The sequence below is a fragment of the Mesorhizobium sp. INR15 genome (assembly GCF_015500075.1).
Taxonomy (GTDB): domain Bacteria; phylum Pseudomonadota; class Alphaproteobacteria; order Rhizobiales; family Rhizobiaceae; genus Mesorhizobium.
This window is the reverse complement of sequence record NZ_CP045496.1, coordinates 836,157-855,772: the sequence shown is the minus strand read 5'-3', so window position 1 is coordinate 855,772 and position 19,616 is coordinate 836,157. Positions and strand designations below refer to the sequence as shown.

Annotated in this window: 13 protein-coding genes; 6 read left to right on the top strand and 7 right to left on the bottom strand. The window is 63.9% G+C overall.

Features of this window, described 5'->3' with window-relative positions; all coding sequences use genetic code 11:
- Positions 1-54: 54 nt before the first annotated feature.
- Both dnaJ and dnaK read right to left on the bottom strand, forming a co-directional pair.
- Entirely contained in the window at positions 55-1,185 is a 1,131-nt protein-coding gene (dnaJ, locus tag GA829_RS03945) for a molecular chaperone DnaJ (RefSeq protein ID WP_195177258.1), read from the bottom strand.
- Between the two features lie 206 nt (positions 1,186-1,391).
- Positions 1,392-3,308, bottom strand: a complete 1,917-nt coding sequence (dnaK, locus tag GA829_RS03940) for a molecular chaperone DnaK (protein ID WP_195177257.1) — start codon at positions 3,306-3,308, stop codon at positions 1,392-1,394.
- Positions 3,309-3,640: 332 nt separating this feature from the next.
- Here dnaK and GA829_RS03935 point away from each other — a divergent pair, with 332 nt between their 5' ends.
- The 5 genes from GA829_RS03935 (at position 3,641) to GA829_RS03915 (ending at position 13,471) form a co-directional block, all read left to right on the top strand.
- Positions 3,641-5,884: an NHL repeat-containing protein gene (locus tag GA829_RS03935; protein WP_195177256.1), complete on the top strand. Its 2,244-nt coding sequence runs from the start codon at positions 3,641-3,643 to the stop codon at positions 5,882-5,884.
- Positions 5,885-5,894: 10 nt separating this feature from the next.
- Positions 5,895-9,794: a DUF7929 domain-containing protein gene (locus GA829_RS03930; protein WP_374940382.1), complete on the top strand. Its 3,900-nt coding sequence runs from the start codon at positions 5,895-5,897 to the stop codon at positions 9,792-9,794.
- 203 nt (positions 9,795-9,997) lie between these two features.
- Positions 9,998-10,675 carry a ribulose-phosphate 3-epimerase gene (rpe, locus tag GA829_RS03925; RefSeq protein ID WP_195177254.1) on the top strand — a complete coding sequence of 226 codons (678 nt, stop codon included), beginning with the start codon at positions 9,998-10,000 and terminating at the stop codon, positions 10,673-10,675.
- A gap of 359 nt (positions 10,676-11,034) precedes the next feature.
- The gene (locus tag GA829_RS03920) at positions 11,035-11,781 is read left to right on the top strand and encodes a GntR family transcriptional regulator (RefSeq protein ID WP_195179516.1); all 747 of its coding nucleotides are present in this window, start codon (positions 11,035-11,037) and stop codon (positions 11,779-11,781) included.
- Positions 11,782-11,956: 175 nt separating this feature from the next.
- Positions 11,957-13,471: a malonate--CoA ligase gene (locus GA829_RS03915; RefSeq protein ID WP_195177253.1), complete on the top strand. Its 1,515-nt coding sequence runs from the start codon at positions 11,957-11,959 to the stop codon at positions 13,469-13,471.
- Positions 13,472-13,512: 41 nt separating this feature from the next.
- On the opposite strand, the gene GA829_RS03910 is transcribed toward GA829_RS03915, so the two are convergent.
- The 5 genes from GA829_RS03910 to GA829_RS03890 are packed head-to-tail and all read right to left on the bottom strand — an operon-like array spanning position 13,513 to position 18,481.
- On the bottom strand, positions 13,513-14,625 hold the full coding sequence (locus GA829_RS03910; RefSeq protein WP_195177252.1) for an NAD(P)/FAD-dependent oxidoreductase: 1,113 nt from the start codon (positions 14,623-14,625) through the stop codon (positions 13,513-13,515).
- Between the two features lie 10 nt (positions 14,626-14,635).
- Positions 14,636-15,799 (bottom strand): N-acetylglucosamine-6-phosphate deacetylase, encoded by a 1,164-nt coding sequence (nagA, locus tag GA829_RS03905; RefSeq protein ID WP_195177251.1) that lies wholly within the window; start codon positions 15,797-15,799, stop codon positions 14,636-14,638.
- Positions 15,796-16,827 carry an SIS domain-containing protein gene (locus GA829_RS03900; RefSeq protein ID WP_195177250.1) on the bottom strand — a complete coding sequence of 344 codons (1,032 nt, stop codon included), beginning with the start codon at positions 16,825-16,827 and terminating at the stop codon, positions 15,796-15,798. The genes nagA and GA829_RS03900 overlap by 4 nt, the downstream gene beginning before the upstream one ends.
- Positions 16,824-17,606, bottom strand: coding sequence for a GntR family transcriptional regulator (locus tag GA829_RS03895; protein ID WP_195177249.1), 783 nt, complete (start codon positions 17,604-17,606; stop codon positions 16,824-16,826). The genes GA829_RS03900 and GA829_RS03895 overlap by 4 nt, the downstream gene beginning before the upstream one ends.
- Positions 17,603-18,481, bottom strand: a complete 879-nt coding sequence (locus GA829_RS03890) for a glucosamine kinase nucleotide-binding domain-containing protein (protein WP_195177248.1) — start codon at positions 18,479-18,481, stop codon at positions 17,603-17,605. Before GA829_RS03890 ends, GA829_RS03895 begins: the two co-directional genes overlap by 4 nt.
- Before the next feature lie 198 nt (positions 18,482-18,679).
- On the opposite strand from GA829_RS03890, the gene GA829_RS03885 reads away from it, so the two are divergent.
- Positions 18,680-19,594, top strand: a complete 915-nt coding sequence (locus tag GA829_RS03885; RefSeq protein WP_195177247.1) for an N-acetylmuramic acid 6-phosphate etherase — start codon at positions 18,680-18,682, stop codon at positions 19,592-19,594.
- Positions 19,595-19,616: the final 22 nt, after the last annotated feature.

Here is a 19,616-nt window from a genome sequence, read left to right as displayed (position 1 = left end):
CAAGGCAAGGCATGGTCTCGCCAATGTCGTGGATAAGATAGTTTTCGTCGTCGGTCAGCGCTCACCGAAAGATTCGAAGAAATCCTTCATGCGGGCGAAAAAGCCGCTCGACTGCGGGGAATTGTCCTTCGAGGAGAGCTGCTCGAACTCTTCCAGCAATTCGCGCTGGCGCCGCGACAGGCTCTGCGGCGTCTCGACGGCGGTCTGGATATAGAGGTCGCCGACATTGGGCTGGCGCAGCACCGGCATGCCTTTGCCCTTGAGGCGGAACTGGCGACCGTTCTGTGTGCCTTCCGGCACTTTCACCTTGGTCTGGGTGCCGTCCAGCGTCGTTACCTCGAACGAGCCGCCAAGCGCTGCCGTCGTCATCGAGATCGGCACTTTGCAGTAGAGATCGGCGCCGTCGCGCTGGAAGAATTCATGCGGCTTCACCGCCAGGAAAATATAGAGATCGCCCGAAGGTCCGCCGCGCAAGCCGGCCTCGCCTTCATTGGCAAGCCGGATGCGGGTTCCATCCTCGATACCCGATGGAATGTTCACCGACAGCGAGCGTTCCTCGGTGACGCGGCCCTGGCCGGCGCATTTCGGGCACGGGTCCTTGATGGTCTGGCCGCGGCCATGGCATTGCGGGCAGGTGCGTTCGATCGAGAAGAAGCCTTGCGTGGCGCGTACCTTGCCGTGGCCGTTGCACATCGAGCAGGTGACAGGCTGGGTGCCGGGCTTGGCGCCGCTGCCCGAACATTCACTGCATGAGATCGAGGCCGGCACGCGGATCTGCGCGGTCTTGCCCGCGAAGGCTTCCTCCAGCGAGATTTCCATGTTGTAGCGCAGGTCGGCGCCGCGCTCGCGGCCGCCCGACGAGCGGCGCTGGCGCCCGCCCATCATGTCGCCGAAAATATCTTCGAAAATGTCGGCGAAGCCGCCGGCGCCAAAGCCTTGCGCGCCACCATTCATGCCGCCCTGCTCGAAGGCAGCGTGACCGAAGCGGTCATAGGCCGCGCGCTTTTGCGGGTCCTTCAGCGTCTCGTAGGCTTCGTTGATTTCCTTGAACTTGTGCTCGCAGGAATGATCGCCGGGATTGCGGTCGGGATGGAACTGCATGGCGAGCTTGCGGAAAGCGCTCTTCAGCTCCTTCTCGTCGGCGCCCTTCTGGACGCCCAGCGTTTCGTAGAAATCAGCTTTCATTTTTTCCCGCTGTCCGGATGCTCGACGTCTTCACGGCGTCTTTTTGCCGGCATTGCTGTTCCGATTTAGGTGCGATGGCACCTGGATGCCAGTGTTGGCGCGAGGGCGTCCGCATTTTTTCGGCGAAGCCCGTGCTTTTTCAGCCAGAGTTGCAAAAAAGCCCGGCTTTGCGCCGGGCTTTCCGCTTTATCTTGCCGTCAACCGGTTCAGGCCGACTTCTTCTTGTCGTCGTCTTCGTTGATTTCCTCGAAATCGGCATCGACCACGTCAGAGTCCTTGGCGGCGTCCGCCTTGGCATCGGCTTCCGCCGCTTCCTTCTGCGAAGCCTCGTACATGGCCTGGCCGAGCTTCATCGAAGCTTCGGCGAGCGCCTGCGTCTTGGCCTCGATCACGGCTGCGTCGTCGCCTTCGCTGGCGGTCTTCAACGCCGCGATCGCGTCGGTGATGGCGGAACGGTCGGCTTCCGTGACCTTGTCGCCAAATTCCTTCAGCGACTTCTCCGAGGAATGCAGCATCGCCTCGGCCTGATTGCGGGCCTCGACCAGTCCACGCCGCTTCTTGTCGGTTTCGGCATTGGCCTCGGCGTCCTTCACCATCTTCTCGATGTCGGCGTCCGAAAGACCGCCCGACGCCTGGATGCGGATCTGGTGCTCCTTGCCCGTGCCCTTGTCCTTGGCCGAAACGTTGACGATGCCATTGGCGTCGATGTCGAACGTGACCTCGATCTGCGGCACGCCGCGCGGTGCCGGCGGAATGCCAACCAGGTCGAACTGGCCAAGCGCCTTGTTGTCGGCGGCCATTTCGCGCTCGCCCTGGAAGACCCGGATGGTCACGGCCGACTGCGAATCCTCGGCCGTCGAGAACACCTGGCTCTTCTTGGTCGGGATCGTCGTGTTGCGTTCGATCAGGCGCGTGAACACGCCGCCCAGCGTCTCGATGCCGAGCGACAGCGGCGTCACGTCGAGCAGCAGCACGTCCTTGACGTCGCCTTGCAGCACGCCCGCCTGGATGGCGGCGCCGAGGGCGACGACCTCATCGGGGTTGACGCCCTTGTGCGGCTCCTTGCCGAAGAACTGCTTCACGATCTCCTGGATCTTGGGCATGCGGGTCATGCCGCCGACCAGGACGACCTCGTCGATCTCGCCGGCTTTCAGGCCAGCATCCTTCAGCGCGGCCTTGCAGGGCTCGATCGTGCGCTGGACGAGATCCTCGACCAGGCTTTCGAACTTGGCGCGGGTGAGCTTCAGCGTCAGGTGCTTCGGCCCGGTCGCGTCAGCGGTGATGAAGGGCAGGTTGATCTCGGTCTGCGTCGTCGACGACAGCTCGATCTTGGCCTTTTCAGCCGCTTCCTTGAGGCGCTGCAGGGCAAGCTTGTCGTTCTTCAGGTCGATGCCCTGTTCCTTCTTGAACTCGGCCGCCAGGTACTCGACCAGGCGCATGTCGAAGTCTTCGCCGCCGAGGAAGGTGTCGCCGTTGGTCGACTTCACCTCAAACACGCCGTCGCCGATTTCGAGCACCGAAATGTCGAACGTGCCGCCGCCAAGGTCATAGACCGCGATGGTCTTGCCTTCCTTTTTGTCGAGACCGTAGGCAAGGGCTGCCGCCGTCGGCTCGTTGATGATGCGCAGCACTTCCAGGCCGGCGATCTTGCCGGCATCCTTGGTGGCCTGGCGCTGGGCGTCGTTGAAGTAAGCCGGAACGGTGATGACCGCCTTGTCGACCTTCTCGCCGAGATAGGCTTCCGCCGTTTCCTTCATCTTCTGCAGGATCATGGCCGAGATCTGGCTTGGCGACTGCTTCTTGCCGCCGGCCTCGACCCAGGCATCGCCATTGTCGCCGTTGACGATCTTGTAGGGGACAAGCTTCTTGTCCTTCTCCGTCACCGGATCGTCATAGCGGCGGCCGATCAGGCGCTTGACCGCGAAGATGGTGTTTTCAGGATTGGTGACCGCCTGGCGCTTGGCCGGCTGGCCGACGAGACGTTCGCCGTCGCCACTGATGGCGACGATGGAAGGCGTCGTGCGCGCGCCTTCCGCATTCTCGATTACCTTGGGTTCCTTGCCATCCATGATGGCGATACAGGAATTGGTGGTGCCGAGATCGATACCGATTACTTTTGCCATTTTTCTAGTCTCTCCGCTAAGCAGGCTCTCAGGACCCGTACAGGCGTTCCGACGAAAGCCCCTGTTCACAAGAAAATCCGTTCCGGCAACCGGCGTTCCGGCGCCGAACGGCTTGGCGCGTATATAAGAACAGGCTGCGCGGCACGCAAGCATTCTGCGCGCCACACTCACCGGCAAGCACGAGAATGTCTTCCAACGCAATCCGCGGGCCCTGCCGGAACCGTTTGCAGGCTCGGGCGGGAGGCCTGTGACGGTCAAGCGCGATATCCGGCCCCGGGGTCTTCCCCCATGAACCTTTCGGCATCTGTCAGCGACTGATGTTCAGGTGCCGCATGGTGCGGCCCGGAAAGGAAGCCGCCATGACCAGAAACCCTGAGACTTCAAAGTCTCCGGGACCAACAGGAGCCCAGCGCGACCACCGCTTCAGAGACGGGGTCGATGCGCTGGGCTTTCCGCTGATTCCGTTGACCCTGCGTAAGAGCAGGCGTATCGTGATTTCGAGGAAAGCAGACAATTCGATCAGGGAAGAACGAGCCGGAACGCCGCGACTTGCCCTGATTCGAGCGGCAACGCCGGACGGTTCTCCCTTAGGCTACGGGGGTAGTGCCATGTCTCGCGACCACGGCTCATTCATGTCATCGGCCGCCGGCCATGTGCGCCGCGCCGCCCAGGCCTCGGGCGGATTTCTGGCGCTGGCGCTCTCCGTCGGGCTGTGGCTGGGCGGTGCTGCCCATGCTCAGGACACCCAGACCCAGATCATCTATCCCGGCTCGATGGCGGTGACCGGCTTCTCCGGCACCACCATTCCCAATTTGGACCAGGGCCTGCCACCGGGCGTCGATCCGGTCGACGAAACTTTCATAGACACGACGCGCGCCACCTTGCGCGTGTTCGACGTTTCGCATCTTGGCGGGCCGGCGTCGGGTCAGGTTGTCTTCACGCCGCCACCTTTCGAGGTCGCCGCCGAGCAGATTGGCCAGGTATTCGGCGTGACCTATGATGACGGCGTGCGGAATGGGGTTCCGTCGGGCGTGCCGAACCTTTATGCCGGCGCGACATCGCTGCACGGCATGCGCATCGTCACCCCCGACGCCGACGGGGATGGCCGCCCCGAGCGGCAGCGCCGCGGCATAGCCGGCGCCACCTTCATGGATGGCCAGTTCGGCACCGAAAACGGTGGCGGCCCCGGCACCATCTGGAAAATCGACGGCATTACCGGTCAGGTCTCGAAATTCGCCGACATCGAAACCAACAGCGGTCCCGGCATCGGCAACCTCACCTTCGATCCCACGCACCGCCAGTTCTTCGCCTCCGATCTCGACACCGGCCTGATCCACCGCATCGATGCCAATGGCATGCTGATCGACAGTTTCGATCATGGCGTTGCCGGGCGTCCGGCACACGGCCTGGCCCCTGTCGCCGATGATGGCTCGGTGATGGACATACAGGGGGCGGCTTTCGATTCCGAAGATCCTGACACCTGGGGCTACACCCAGGACGAGCGCCGTGTCTGGGCCGTCTCCTACCATGGCGGCCGTGTCTACTACTCGGTTGGCGAAAAGTCGGAGATCTGGTCGGTAGGCATAGCCCGCGACGGCACCTTCGCCGGCGACCCGCGCTGGGAGCTGACGGTCAAGGCCGACAAGGACTACGCTGTCACCGACATCGCCTTCGACAACAAGGGCTTCATGTACCTGGCCCAGCGCGGCCCGGTCGAAAACCGCTACGACTACAGCCGGTTCGCCGATTCCGGCAAGGGCGAGGTCATCCGCTACTTCAGAGAGAATCCCGACGATCCGGCAACGGAATCGGTCTGGGTGGAAGTGCCGCAGGAATACGCGGTCGGCTTCCCGCAAGGCAACAGGCAGTCGGCCGGCGGCCTTGACCTGCAATATGGCTATGACGCCGAAGGCAATCTCGACACGTCGGTCTGCACCGACACGCTGGTCAACACCGGCGACAAATTGCGCGACAATCCCACTCTTGCCAATCAGCTCGCCGCCGGCGGGCCGTTTGCCATTCACGGTGTGCAGGTCACACCGACGGAGCTGGTCAAGCCGGCCAACGTGCCGCCTTTCGGCTCCTGGTTCGTCGACTTCGACGGCTATTACGAGGACCTCGAGGTTGAGGGCCATGTCGGCGACGTCGCCGTCTGGCATCCTTGTGAAGGCCGTGCCGGCTATTACGAGGAAATACCGGGCGGCTATCTGCCACCCTTCTATCCGCCTGATTTCCCGCCCCCCGGCAACCTGCCTCCCTGTCTTGATGTCGAGGATGTCCAATATTTCTGCACGCCCTCCGGCCTCGAGGCCGATCTCTATCTCCATGACCATGCCGGCTTTGGCGGCGATTCGATCAAGGCTCAGTCCAGGACACCGGGCGTCGGGGTCACCACCCCGCAGTCGCATGCTCCTGGAAAACCATACACGATCGGCATCACCGGCCATTATCCGGGCGACACCGTCGATGTCGGGCTCTGTTTCTACAGGAAGTCCGACAAGGACAAGGGTGGCTATTACCCTTGCTGCAAGATGACCGTGCCGCTCAGAACCCCAGCAATCAGCTGCGAACGTTGAGGAGGGGGAGATGAACATTTCACAACGTTCCCCGCTCGCAACCGGCAACAACTCAGCCGGCAAGCAGTCAAAGGTCTTGGAGACGATCATGAAACCCCTGTCACTCGCCAGGCGCGGCGCGCGCTGGCTGATGGCGGCCGGTATCGCGGTCGCCCTTGCGCCGGCATTGCCGGCGGCCGCTGCCCAGAACATCCAGGCCACCACCAGCCCGGATGTTCAGCTCCAGCTCGACAATTCGCGTATCGTCAATCCGGAGCCTGGACGCGTGGTGCCGTTCTTCACCAAGAAGGGCGGCCAGCGCAGCTGCGACTATGTCGAATACTTCCTCAGCTTTGGCCTGCGCGGCGATCCGCAAAGCTTTGCCAGCCCCAGCCTCGCGGCGGCGCTGAAAAAAGCCCAGCTCGACTTCAAGGACCAGCTTCCGCATGGTCTTTCGATCGTCAATGTGCAGGTCGCCGGTGACGGCACGGATTCTTCCGGCGGTCCGCTGCCCGGCGCGGTGATCAGTTCTTCGGGCGGTCCCAACGACACGGCGACGGTGTCCGACTTCCGGATTTCCGCCACCGATCTCGACGGGTCCGGCGCACTCAATGAACGCGTCATTACCTTCAGGATCACAGCCAAGATCGACCAAGCGGCGTTTCCCGCGCCGGCGATGGTCGACAACCAGGGCCTGATCAAGGTCACGGCCGGCACCGGCACGGGCACCATCATCCCGTCGCAGGACCCGAGCAAGCCGGATGACGGCATCATCACCACCGGCGAGAAGACCTCGATCCGGATCGACCTCACCCACTGCGAAAAGAAGCCGCCGCCTCCAACCGACCATGAATGCTTCAAGGTCGAAAAAGGCACGGTCGACTGCGTGCCCGGCGGCGGCGCCTTCATCTACCACATGCCGGTCGGTCCCGACATGGGCGGCAAGTGGATCCAGCTTTCGACCACCACGCCCGGCATCACCATCATCCCCGACACGCAACAGGTGCCGGCGGGCGGCGGTGTGCTCAACTGGAAGATCGTCGGCGCGTCGCCCGGCGATGTCATCCACCTCATCGTCACCGGCATCAACACCTATGCCGGACCGAAGGAGGGCTGGGGCCTCTGCTGCACGCAGACAATCGACATCGTCATCCCACGCGACCTGAGATGCCCGCCCAAGGACAAGGAACCGGACCTCAAGGTTGAAAAGCGTGCCGATGTCACCCGGTGCACGATGGGCGGCGGCTGCGACTTCACCATCAGGGTCACCAATGTCGGCACGGGTGCCTACAATGGCAAGATCGTGCTCGACGAAGTGACGCTGCCAGCCGGTTCGACGCTGGATTCAGGGCCGAATCCGCCCTGGGTCTGCGTGCCCGGAACCACCCCGATGACGTGCACCTATCCGGTGACCACGCTCAATCCGGGGGCCTTTGTCGACCTCAAGCTCGGCTTCAAGCCGGCGGGTGGCTGGCAAGGCAGCACCTTGCGCAACTGCGCCACCTACAACTACGCCGCCAGCGGCAAGCCGCTGTTCGGCAGCCAGCAGAACGATCGCGGCTGCGCTTCGATCCCGATCTGCCGGCGCGGCGATCGTGACCGCAATTGCCAGCCGCCGATCGAGAAGAAGGTCGATCTGATCCTGAAGAAGCGTGCCCGCACCGAGGTCTGCACGGCCGACGGCATCTGCACCTTCGTGATCGACATCATCAACAACGGCAGCGGCACCTATAATGGGCCGCTGACGGTGATCGACAGCTATCCGGGCGGCGCGCCGGCATCCTCGACGTTCGGCCCGACTCCGCCGTGGACATGCGGACCCAACGGCCCCGGCCAATTCCGTTGCGACAATGCCGGGATATCGCTGGTGCCGGGCGCTTCGACGCCGATCTTCGTCAAGGCGGTGATGCCGGCCGGCTACCAGTCCGACACGGTGGAGAACTGCGCCGAGGTGAAGCCTATCCCTGGTGAAAACGACCTCACCAACAACAAGGCCTGCGCCAAGGAACGCATCCGTCATCCCAATGGCGGCAAGCCGACGTTGCGCATCACCAAAGTGTGCAGCGGCTCGCTGGCCGGTGCGGCGGCCGTTTCTTGCCGCATCACCGTCATCAGCCTCGGCACGGCTGCCCCCACAGGTCCGGTGCGGGTCAGTGATGCCGCCACGCTGGTGGCCGGCGGCGCACCGGTGCAGATCCAGTCCGTCACGCCGGACGGCGCGGAATGGGCCTGCGGACCGGTTCCGGCCAACGCACTGTCCTGCCAGATTCCCGGCGCCGTGATGGCGCCTGGAGTGAGCCGCCACTTCGACGTGACGGTGTCGGCGAATGGTGAGTTCGAGAACTGCGCACGCGGCTCGTATGGCCCGGCCCCGGGAGACGACGTCGTCTACCCGATCGGCCAGGCCTGCGCCAAGGGTGGCGGTACCTCCACCATCCGCGTCGAAAAGACCGGTGACAGCGAATGCCAGCCCGGCCAGCTGTGCTCGTTCGACATCACCATCACCAACGACGGCACGAGCCCCTTCTCCGGCCCGGTCCGCATCGGTGATGCGATCGGCGTGGAGGGTCTCGGCCGGCTGGACGGTGTTGCGATCACCTCGATCGATCCGCCCTTCGGCTGTTCGCCGGAGCCCGCGACACTGCCTGCGTCCTGCATCGCCAACCTGACGCTTGGTGCCGGAGAAAGCCACACGCACCATGTCACCGTCGTCATTCCCGAGGACGGCCGGCTGGCCAATCTGCGCGGCACGCTAAACGGGCAGAACTGCGTTGGCGTCCTGTCTCCCGACACACGGGTGCAAGGCGGCGGCGACGTGCTTTCAGGCGACCTGACCAATGTGCAGGGCAATCGCGGCAAGGCCTATGCTTGCCATCCCTTCACCATCAGGCATGACGTGAAGCAGCAGTGCTCGCAAGGCTTCGTGATGAATGACGCCGGCCGCTGCGTCTGCCCGGAAGGCACCACCTTCCGCAACGGCCAGTGCACCGGCGGCGGCACCAACCTTCTGCCGCTGCCACCGCCGCCGCGTTGCGTGCTGCTGGACGGTCAGATCCGCACCGAGGACGGACGTTGTGTCTGCCCGCGGGGCACGGAGCTGGAGAATGGCGCTTGCGTCAAAACCGGCCAGCCAGGCTGCACCATTCCGGGTTCTATTCCGACCTCGGACGGCAACAGCTGCTATTGCCCGGACGGCACGCATCTCGACAGGCAAGCCAATGCCTGCGTACGCGACAGGCCGAAGCCAGAGCAGTGCACCATCCGTGGCCAGACCCACAACGCCGATGGCGATTGCGTCTGCCCGAGGGGCACCGAAGTTCGAGGCAACGCCTGCCGTCCAATCCAGCCGAAGCCGCAACAGTGCACCATCCGTGGCCAGTTCCAGAACGCCAACGGTGATTGCGTCTGCCCGGATGGCATGGAAGTCAGGAACAACGCCTGTCGTCCAATCCGGCCGAAGCCGCAGCAGTGCACCATCCGTGGCCAGGTCCAGAACGCCAACGGCGACTGTATCTGCCCGAGGGGTACCGAGGTGCAAGGCAATGCCTGCCGGCGCAAACAGCCTGATGTGGTGCAGTGCGACATACGCGGCCAGGTCCCAAACAAGCGTGGCGAATGTGTCTGCCCGCGTGGGACCGAGGTGATCGACGGCGCATGCCGCAAGCCCCGGCAACAGCAGGAATGCGCCCCGGGCTCCCAGATGATCAATGGCCAGTGCCAGCCGATCATCAGGCGGCGCTGCCCTGAAGGCACTGTCGGGCGATATCCGAACTGCCGGCCGATCCGTGGACAACCATCCCTGGAACTCAACCCGGGCCAGTTGCTCAATCCGAATATCCTGCAGCAGGTCCTGCCGAGACGCCGGCTGCCGGTCGAACAGCTGCAACAGGACCCGATTCCCAACAGGATCCTGAAACTCCAGCAGCAGTAATCGGCTGCAATCCCGACCAGAAACCCGCCGGAGCGATCCGGCGGGTTTTGCTTTGCCCGGAACAAGCGCCAAGGCAGCCGCGCTGTTCGCCGTAAGGGCTGGCCTGTGAGCGAAGGCGCCTGCACCCTCGACAAGTCACCTGGAGCGCATTAGGCAGTCGATCCAGAGTGGCCGGATGAAAAGGCGCTCGGAAAGGCCGCGAGATGAGCAAAAAGACCCTGATCGCACCTTCGGTGCTGGCATCGGATTTTTCCAAGCTCGGCGACGAGGTGGAAGCGGTGGCGGCGGCTGGCGCCGACTGGATCCATCTCGATGTCATGGACGGGCATTTCGTGCCCAACATCACTTTCGGCCCGCCGGTGATCAAGGCGATCCGCAACCGCACCAAGGCCTTCTTCGATTGCCATCTGATGATCGCACCGGCCGATCCCTACCTGGCAGCCTTCGCCGACGCCGGCTGCGACGGCATGACGGTCCATGCCGAGGCTGGGCCACATCTCGATCGCTCGCTGCAGACCATCCGCAATCTTGGCAAGAAGGCGGGCGTGTCGCTCAATCCGGCAACACCTGAAAGTGCTATCGAATATGTGCTCGACCGGCTCGACCTGATCCTGATCATGACGGTCAATCCCGGTTTCGGCGGCCAGGCCTTCATCCCGGCGATGGTCGACAAGGTGAGGCGGGTCAAGGCGCTGATTGGCGACAGGCCCATCCGCATCGAGATCGACGGCGGCGTTTCAGCCGAAACCGCACCGCTGGTCACCGCTGCCGGCGCCGATGTGTTGGTGGCCGGTGCGGCCATCTTCAAGGGCGGCAGCGTCGAATCCTATCGGGCAAACATCGAGGCGATCAGGGCTGCTGCCGACAAGGCAGCCGGCTAACCTCAGCGGGCTTGCGCTTCAGTTCTCATGTTGAACCAACGGGCCGCATTGGCCCGCGTAACCCCGCGTGCCGATCATCGGGCCGCAAGCTGATTCGGATCGAATGTTCTTTGCCATATCCGGAGGGCGTAACAGATAATCTGGCGTGTATACAAAACATGTTAAGTTTCTGCTGGTTGTAGGACTGCTCGAATTTTCAGCATAAACCGCCACTCTGACCTACATTCCTTCGTGCTTAAGTACAATAACGACATCTTCTGCTTGAGCGTCACAGGCTGGGCGCTATATGGTACATGTACGAAAAGTGGCTGGTTTCGGACTCACGTTGCCCAAAACAAAAGTTGGGGAAAGGAGTCGCCTTGACTTACGGGTCTGCCAATCTGAACGACGATGGAACCGGGCCGAAGAGCACGCTTGCCAGCGTTGTCTATCAACAACTGCGCAATGATCTTCTCGCCGGGGTGCTCGAAGCCGAGAGCAAGCTGCGCGTCGAATGGGTCGTCGCCAAATACGGCGCCGGGGCTTCGCCAGTCCGCGAAGCTCTCAACCGGCTGGCCTCCGAAGGCCTGCTTGGCCGGCATGACCAGCGCGGCTTCTTCATCATGCCGGTCAGTGCCGAGGAACTCGAGGAGCTGACTCGGACCCGCTGCTGGCTTGAAGAGCGGGCGCTTCGCGAATCCATCACCTACCGCACCGCCGAATGGGAAGAGCAGGTCGTCCTGGCGCTGCATCGTCTTGGTCGCGCGTCTCGCGTCTCGCTGGATAATCTGTCGTCGCTCAATGCGGACTGGGAAAAACTGCACCGCACCTTCCATCGCGTTCTGATTTCGGCCTGCAGGTCGCAATATCTGATTGGTTTTTGCGAACAGCTTTCCGATCAGGCTTATCGCTACCGGCAGATGTCCACTGACAGCCAAAGCCCTCAACGTGACGATTTAAGTGAACATCGTCTGATCGCAGAACGGGCCATGGATGGCGACGCCGATGGTGCGGTTGAAGCCTTGCTCAACCACTACAGCCTGACGGCGGCCATATGCATGGAGCGGTTCAAGCGGAACGAAGACTTGGAAACGGGCGCCGGCAAGGCCGAACGCGCCCGGCGGTAGCGATCTTTCACATAGGTCCAATCCCTCTGTGCCGTTGAAGACGGACAGGGCATAGTGAACGTGCCGCCGCTACAGGCTTGACGGCATCCGCAAGAACCGCGAACTCTTTGCCACGCCAAAGGCATGATCCAAGTCATGCTCAAGGTCGGCCGGCTCACGATTCCAGGAAGACCCCATGAGCAATCATCTTTTCGACGCGTTCCGCTCCCGCATGCCCAAACCGACGCGGTTGTTGATGGAGAGCGACGATGGCCGTTTGCTGACTTATGGCGACATGCTGGCGCGCTCGGCGCAGCTGGCGCACGCGCTTCTGCAGCTGGAGGTCGAGCCGGGCGACCGCGTCGCCGTACAGGTCGAGAAGAGCCCAGAGGCGGTTCTGCTCTATCTCGCTTGCCTGCGCGCCGGCGCGGTCTTCCTGCCGCTGAACACCGCCTATACTTTGACGGAGCTCGAATATTTCTTCGGCGATGCCGAACCACGGCTGGTCGTCTGCGATCCGGCACGCGCGGCTGAAATTGAGCCGCTCGCGGCAAAGTCGGGCGCCGTCACCGTCACGCTCGGCCGCGGCGGCCAGGGCTCGCTGACCGATCAGGCCTCGCGGCAGGCGACGGATTTTCACGACGTCGTGCGTGGCCCGGACGATCTGGCCGCGATCCTTTACACCTCGGGAACGACAGGCCGTTCCAAGGGCGCCATGCTCAGCCACGAGAACCTCGCCTCGAATGCGCGGGTGCTGGTCGACCATTGGCGCTTCACAGCCGATGACGTGCTGATCCACGCGTTGCCGATCTTCCACACGCATGGCTTGTTCGTCGCCACCAACGTCATCCTTATGGCCGGGGCCTCGATGCTGTTCGAAACGAAATTCGATCCTGCCCGCATTGTCTCGCTGCTGCCGCGCGCCACCGCCTTGATGGGCGTGCCGACCTTCTATGTCAGACTGCTGCAGCAGGACGGGTTGAGCCGTCAGGCGGCGGGCAACATCCGCCTGTTCATTTCAGGGTCGGCGCCACTGCTGGCCGAGACGCACAAGGCTTGGCGCGAGCGCACCGGTCACGCCATCCTCGAGCGCTACGGCATGACCGAAACCAACATGAACACGTCAAACCCCTATGAAGGCGAGCGCCGCGCCGGCACGGTCGGCTTTCCCTTGCCCGGGGTTTCGCTTCGCATCGCCGACCCCGACAGCGGCGCCGCCCTTGCCCAGGGCGAGGTCGGCATGATCGAGGTGAAAGGCCCAAATGTTTTCGGCGGTTACTGGCGCATGCCGGAAAAGACCAGGGCGGAGTTCCGCGCCGACGGGTTCTTCATATCGGGCGATCTCGGCATCATCGATGCCGATGGCTACGTCCACATCGTCGGGCGCGGCAAGGACCTGATCATCTCCGGCGGCTATAACATCTATCCCAAGGAACTCGAGAGCGAGATCGACGCGCTTGACGGCGTCGCGGAGAGCGCTGTCATCGGCGTTGCCCATCCGGATTTCGGCGAAGGCGTCACCGCCGTCGTGGTCCGCTCCCCGGCCTCTGTCATAAGTGCCGCCGACATTCTCGGTGCGATCGCGCAGCGGGTGGCGAAATACAAGCATCCCAAGCGGGTGATCTTCGTTGACGAATTGCCGCGCAACACGATGGGCAAGGTGCAGAAGAATCTGCTGCGCGACACCTACAAGGGGCTTTACTCCTCTTAGGAAGCCGGCTTCCCAACCGCCGCAACGACGACGGGCAGTGATCAGTGCGGGTACAAAAGCCCGAAAACATGATCGGCGATGGCGAGGCTGGCGGTGAGGCCCGGGCTCTCGATGCCGAACAGGTTGACGATTGGGCCAGCGCCATGGTCGGCGGGTCCTTGCACCATGAAGTCGGCTGCTGGCTGGCCCGGGCCGGAGAGCTTTGGCCGCACGCCGGCATAGGCTGCGTGCAGGGCATCGTCCTCGAGGCCGGGCCAATAGCGGCGGATTTCATCGTAGAAGACTGCGCCCCGGGCGGGGTCGACCGTGTAATCCACTGCGTCGATCCATTCGACATCCGGGCCGAAACGCGCGCTGCCGGCAAGGTCGAGGGTCAGATGCACGCCGAGGCCGCCATGCACAGGCACGGGATAGATCAGCCGAGAGAACGGCGACCGGCCTGAAAGCGCGAAGTAATTTCCACGCGCCAGCCAGAGCGGCGGAACCAGCGCCTGCGGGAAGCCTTTGATCCGGTTGGCCAGGGCCTGTGCCTCCAGACCGGCGGCATTGACGAAGGCGCCGGCCTTTAGCGCGAACGCTTCGCCATTGGCATCCAGTGTATGGATTTCGATCCCGTCGCCCTCGACGGAGGCAGCGGTAACAGTCGTCATCAGGGCAAGGGAGGCGCTGGCGGCTTCCGCGTCACCACGTAACGACAGCATCAATGCCTGGCTGTCGACAATGCCGGTGGAAGGCGACAGCAAGGCGCCGGCGCATTTCAGCGCGGGTTCTAGGTTTTCAGCCTCTCTGCGCGACAGCAGTTCGAGGTCCGTGACGCCGCAGCGCTCGGCATCGGCTCGGATGTCCGTCAGCCTGTCCATCTGGTCGGGCTCCACGGCGACGATCAGCTTTCCGGTGCGTGCATGGCCGATATTGTGGTCGCGGCAATAGGCATGGAGCTGCTCGCGTCCCTCGACGCAGAGCCGCGCCTTCAGGCTACCCGGCACATAATAAAGGCCGGCATGGATGACTTCGGAATTGCGTGAACTTGTCGCCGTGCCGATCGCACTGGCCTTTTCGACCACCAGCACCTCGCGGCCCGCCAAGGCGAGCGTCCTGGCGATGGCCAGCCCCACGACACCGGCTCCGGCGACAACGCAATCGACCGTGTCCATGGGCTCGCTTTCAGCCGGCCTCGAAAACCCTTTGACCGTCGATCCAGACGTGCCGGATATCAAGCGCGTCGGAGAGGGCGACAATGTCAGCGGCGGTGCCATTGGCGAACCGGCCGAGCCGGTGCGACTGGCCGACCGCTTGCGCCGGATAGAGCGAAGCCATGCGCAGCGCCTCCGACAGCTCGACCCCGACAACGCGGTGGATAAAGCGCACGGCGGAGATCATGTCGAGATCGGCACCGGCCAGCGTGCCGTCCGCCAGCCGCAGGCTGCCATCCTTGCGGTAAATGGTGCGGCCGTTGAGCGTGAACGAGTTCATGTCCGTGCCGATGGTCGCCATGGCGTCGGTGACCAGGAAGATCCGGGCCGGCCCCTGCTTGGCATCCAGCGCGATCTTGATGCTGGCGGGATGGACATGGATGCCGTCGGCGATCAGCCCGGCGGACAACGTACCGATATCGATGGCGGCGCCCACCAGCCCGGGCTCGCGGTTGCCGATCTGGCTCATCGCGTTGAACAGATGCGTGACAACAGAGGCGCCGGCCTCGGCAAAGCTGCTGGCATCGGCGTAGCCGGTATCGGAATGCCCGAGGCTGACGACCACGCGGGCTTCGGTGAGAGCCGAAACGCGGGCCGGTGTCACGGATTCAGGAGCAACGGTGGTCAGCAGCACCGGCAGCTTCTGCCGTGCGGCGATCAGCGCCGCCTGGTCCTGATCCGTCATCGGCCGGATCAATGCCGGGTCATGCGCGCCCTTGCGGGCAATCGACAGATGCGGCCCTTCCATATGCAGGCCGAGGAAGCCCGGCAGCTTTTGCCGCGCCGCCTCCGCGCCGGCGGCGATCGCGGCGGCGGTGATGGCGGGCGTATCGGTGATCAGCGTCGGCAACAGTGCCGTTGTGCCGAACGGTGCGTGCGCCCGGCAGATGGTCTCGATCGAGGCGACATCGGGATGATCGTTGAGCATGACGCCGCCGCCGCCATTGACCTGAAGGTCGACGAAGCCCGGCACGAGCAGGCCGCCATTGGTCTCGACATGGCCGACGCCGGAGGGGATGGCGCCGGCTGGCACGATCGCCTCGACAAGCCCGTCGCGCACGACAAGGGCTGCATTGTCGTGCCAGTTGTCGCCGTCGAATATCCGGGCGCCGGTCAGGGCAAAACAGTCGCTCATACGGTTTCAGTCACCTTGCGCAGATTGGGTGGCGTGTCCGGATCGAGGCCGCGATGGCGGGCAAGGGCCTCGGCGAACATGTAGAAGGAAACGATCAGCGCCAGCGGATCGGTCAGCGGGTGGCCGGTGGCGACATGCGGCAGGCGCACCGCCGCCCGCGCCAGATCCGAGGTGACGAACACCGGCGCGCCCTTGCCCGCCAGGCTGTCGGCGGCTTCGGCGACGGAGGGCTCCGAGGCGTCGCGGGCGGCGAGCGCCAGCACCGGGAAGTCAGGGCCGATCAGCGCCAGTGGCCCATGCATGACCTCGGCGGCACTGAATGCCTCGGCATGCATGGCGCAGGTTTCCTTGAATTTCAGCGCCGCCTCGTTGGCGATCGCCGCGGATGGGCCACGGCCAAGGATGAACAGCGACTTCTGCTTCTCCAGCGTCTTCGCCAGCACCGTCCAGTCGCAGGCGATGGCCTTGCGAAAATGGTCGGGCAAGCGCGCCAGCGCGGTCAAAAGGGCCTCATCGCCTGTGCAATGCGCCATCAGCGCGAGGCCGGCGACCGCCGAATTGACGAAGGTCTTGGTCGCCGCGACACTGCGCTCCGGTCCTGCCAGGATATCGATCGCGTAGTCCGATGCACGTGCCAGTGGCGAATCGGCGGTGTTGGTGATGGCGATGGTCAAGGCGCCGCCGGCCCGCGCCGTCTCGGCCATGGCGACAATGTCGGGGCTCTTGCCCGATTGCGAGATCGCCAGGCAGGCCGAGCCGCCAAGCTTCAGCCTGGCGCCATAGATCGAGGCGATCGACGGGCCGACCGAAGCCACGGCCAACCCGGCGGTCAGTTCGACGGCATATTTGACGAAAGTAGCGGCGTGGTCGGACGAGCCGCGCGCCACGGTCACGACGAAATGCGGGTCGCGTTCGCGAATGCCGCGCCCGGCCTCGGCCAGAATGGCACGCGAGCCGTCGAGCAGGCGGGCGGTGGCCTCCGGGATCTCCTCGATCTCGCGCTGCATGTGGGTTTTATCAGTGCTCATGGTCTGCCCTCTTCTCCCGGTCCACTCAACCGGAGCTCGGCGACGAAGTCGTAGGCGTCGCCTCTATAGACGGAGCGGGTGAACTCGATCACCTTGCCGCTCGCCAGATAGGAAATGCGCTCGATATGCAGGCCGGCAATGCCGGGCGGCACTTCAAGCAGGCGCGCGTCAACGTCGCCGAGATTGGTCGCCGAGATGCGCTGCACCGCGCGCACCGGACGGTTGCCGGTCGTCTCCAGCGCCGCGTATAGCGAGGAGCCGATCGACGTCGGATCGGGCAGCACGCTGGTCGAAAGCGCGGCCCGCTCGATCGCCAGTGGCGTGTCGTTGGCGATGCGCAGGCGCGACACCCGCGCCACCAGTTCCTTGGACGAAAGGCCGAGCACCATCATCTCGTCGGGCGAGGGCGCGAAGATGCCGCGCTCCAGCCAGGCCGAACGCACGCTCATGCCGCGCCGGGCCATGTCTTCGGTGAAGGATGTCAGCCGCGACAACGACTGTTCGACCCGCTCCATGCGCGGCGCGACGAAAGTGCCGGAGCCGTGACGCTGGACCAGGATGCCGCCCTTGACCAGATCCTGCACCGCCTTGCGCACGGTAACGCGCGAAATGTCGGCCTTGGTGGCGATGTCGCGTTCGGAAGGCAAGGCGTCGCCCGGCCCGATCAGGCCGCGATTGACCGCGTCCTCGATGCTCTTGCGCAGCTGCAGGTAAAGCGGCGCGCCGCTTTGCGACGATTGTTTGAGCGTGGCGAAGATCTGGTCGGCGGCCTCGCTCATCGCGCCGCCTCCGTGGTTTTGAACAGGCGCACCGCCATCTGCACCGCGCCGCCCAGCGCGTCGTCGAGCGGCGGCTTTAGCAATGCCTGGTAACGCGCCGACAGGCGTGGCGCGTAAAGCGGCGCCAGGCCGCCAAGCAGGCAGAGCGGGGCGCCGGTGGAAAGATCGAGCACGCCGAGGGCCGCTTCGACATCGGCGACCGACCGGTCCAGGATCCAGTTGGCGACGCTGTCGCCGTTCGCGGCATGCTCGAACACCTTGGGTGCGAAGCCGCCGAAGTCGCCGGGCTTGGCGTTGGTGGTGAACTCGACCACGTCTTCGGGATTGTTGCGGAAAACGGCGAGCATGCTCTGTGTCAACGGCGAGCCCTGGCAAATGCCGTCATAGGCAAGCAAGGTCTGCTCCAGCAGGTCGCGGCCGATGCGGGCGCCGCTGCCCTGGTCGCCGACCTGGAAGCCCCAGCCGCCAATGGCGCGCGACGTGCCGTTCTTGCGCGCCATATAGGCGGTGCCGGTGCCGAGGATCGCCATGGCGCCGTCACCGGAACCAACCGCGCCTTCCAGCGCGATCTCGGCGTCGGTCTCGACGCGGCTGATGCTGAACGGCAGGATCGCCTCAAGCTGCTGCCGGTAGGTGCCGACATTGGCGCCGGCGAGGCCAAGAATGGCCGGGGTGCGCGGGATCAGTCCAGGATCATGACCGGCGGCGACAAAGGCCTGCCTTGCCGCGTCGACAATGTTTGAGCGGGCGCCGGTAAGGTCCGTGCGGATATTGGCGGCGCCGCTCTTGGCGCGGCCGACGACAGTGCCGTCCGCTGTTGCCAGGGCCGCCCTGCAGCTGGTGCCGCCGCCATCGATGCCGAGCACAAAATTCACACGATTTCTCCTCCAGACGGATAATACCAATAAAATACCAATAGCCAAGGATTAATTTCCGTTTCAAAAAGATTAAGGCGTATTTTATTGAAAAACCTCATCATTTCGCCGGCTCAGCGATTTCTTGTCCGTGAATCCGTTAATGCATGTGGACAAGTGGTATTTTTTTGGTATTGTTCCGGCAGTGGAGGAACTGGAATGGCCGAAACGCGCACGGAAGCGCTTCACCAGAATGCCGAGGGGCTGGATATCCAGGCCCCGGACGCCATCCTTTCTTCGTTGGCCGATGCGCAGATCGAAGCTGCGAAAGTCGTGCGCAACGCCATTCCATCCATCGCGGCGGCAGCCGAGATCATTGCGGCCAAACTGAAGAACGGCGGCAAGCTTGCCTATGCGGCGGCCGGCAGTTCGGGCCTTATGGCGCTCGCCGATGCCTTGGAATTGCCCGGCACCTTCGGCATCCAGCGTGACCGTATCGCCATCCTGATTGCCGGCGGTGACGATGCTTTCAAGACGTTGGCCGGCGGACCGGAAGACGATACGGAAGAGGCGGCGCAAGCCATCGCCGATGCCGGCATCGGCAAGGGCGATTGCCTGATCGCGATCTCCGCCAGCGGCACCACGCCCTATGCCGTGCGCGCCATCGAAGAAGCCGCGCGCCGAGGTGCGGCGACCATCGGCATCGCCAACAACAAGGACTCCGCGCTGCTCAGGCTGGCCGAGACCGCCATCCTGCTGGAAACGCCGCCCGAGGTGATCGCCGGCTCGACCCGCATGGGCGCCGGCACGGCTCAGAAGATCGCGCTCAACATGCTGTCGACGCTGACCGCCGTTCATCTTGGCCATGTGCATGACGGTTACATGGTCAATCTGATGGCCGACAACATCAAGCTGCGCGACCGTGCGGCGCGAATCGTCGCCGCCATCAGCGGCCGCACACGCGACGACGCCGCCCGCTTGCTCGACAGGAGCGGCGGCGTGGTCAAGACCGCCATTTTGCTTGCCGCCGGCGCCGACAATGCCGACGCGGCCGAGAAACTGCTGGAAGGGACCGGCCAGAAGCTGCGGCCAGCCCTTTCCGCGATCGAGGGGAACAAGGGCACCAAAGCCTAGGTTCTCATCAAAACCGAACCTG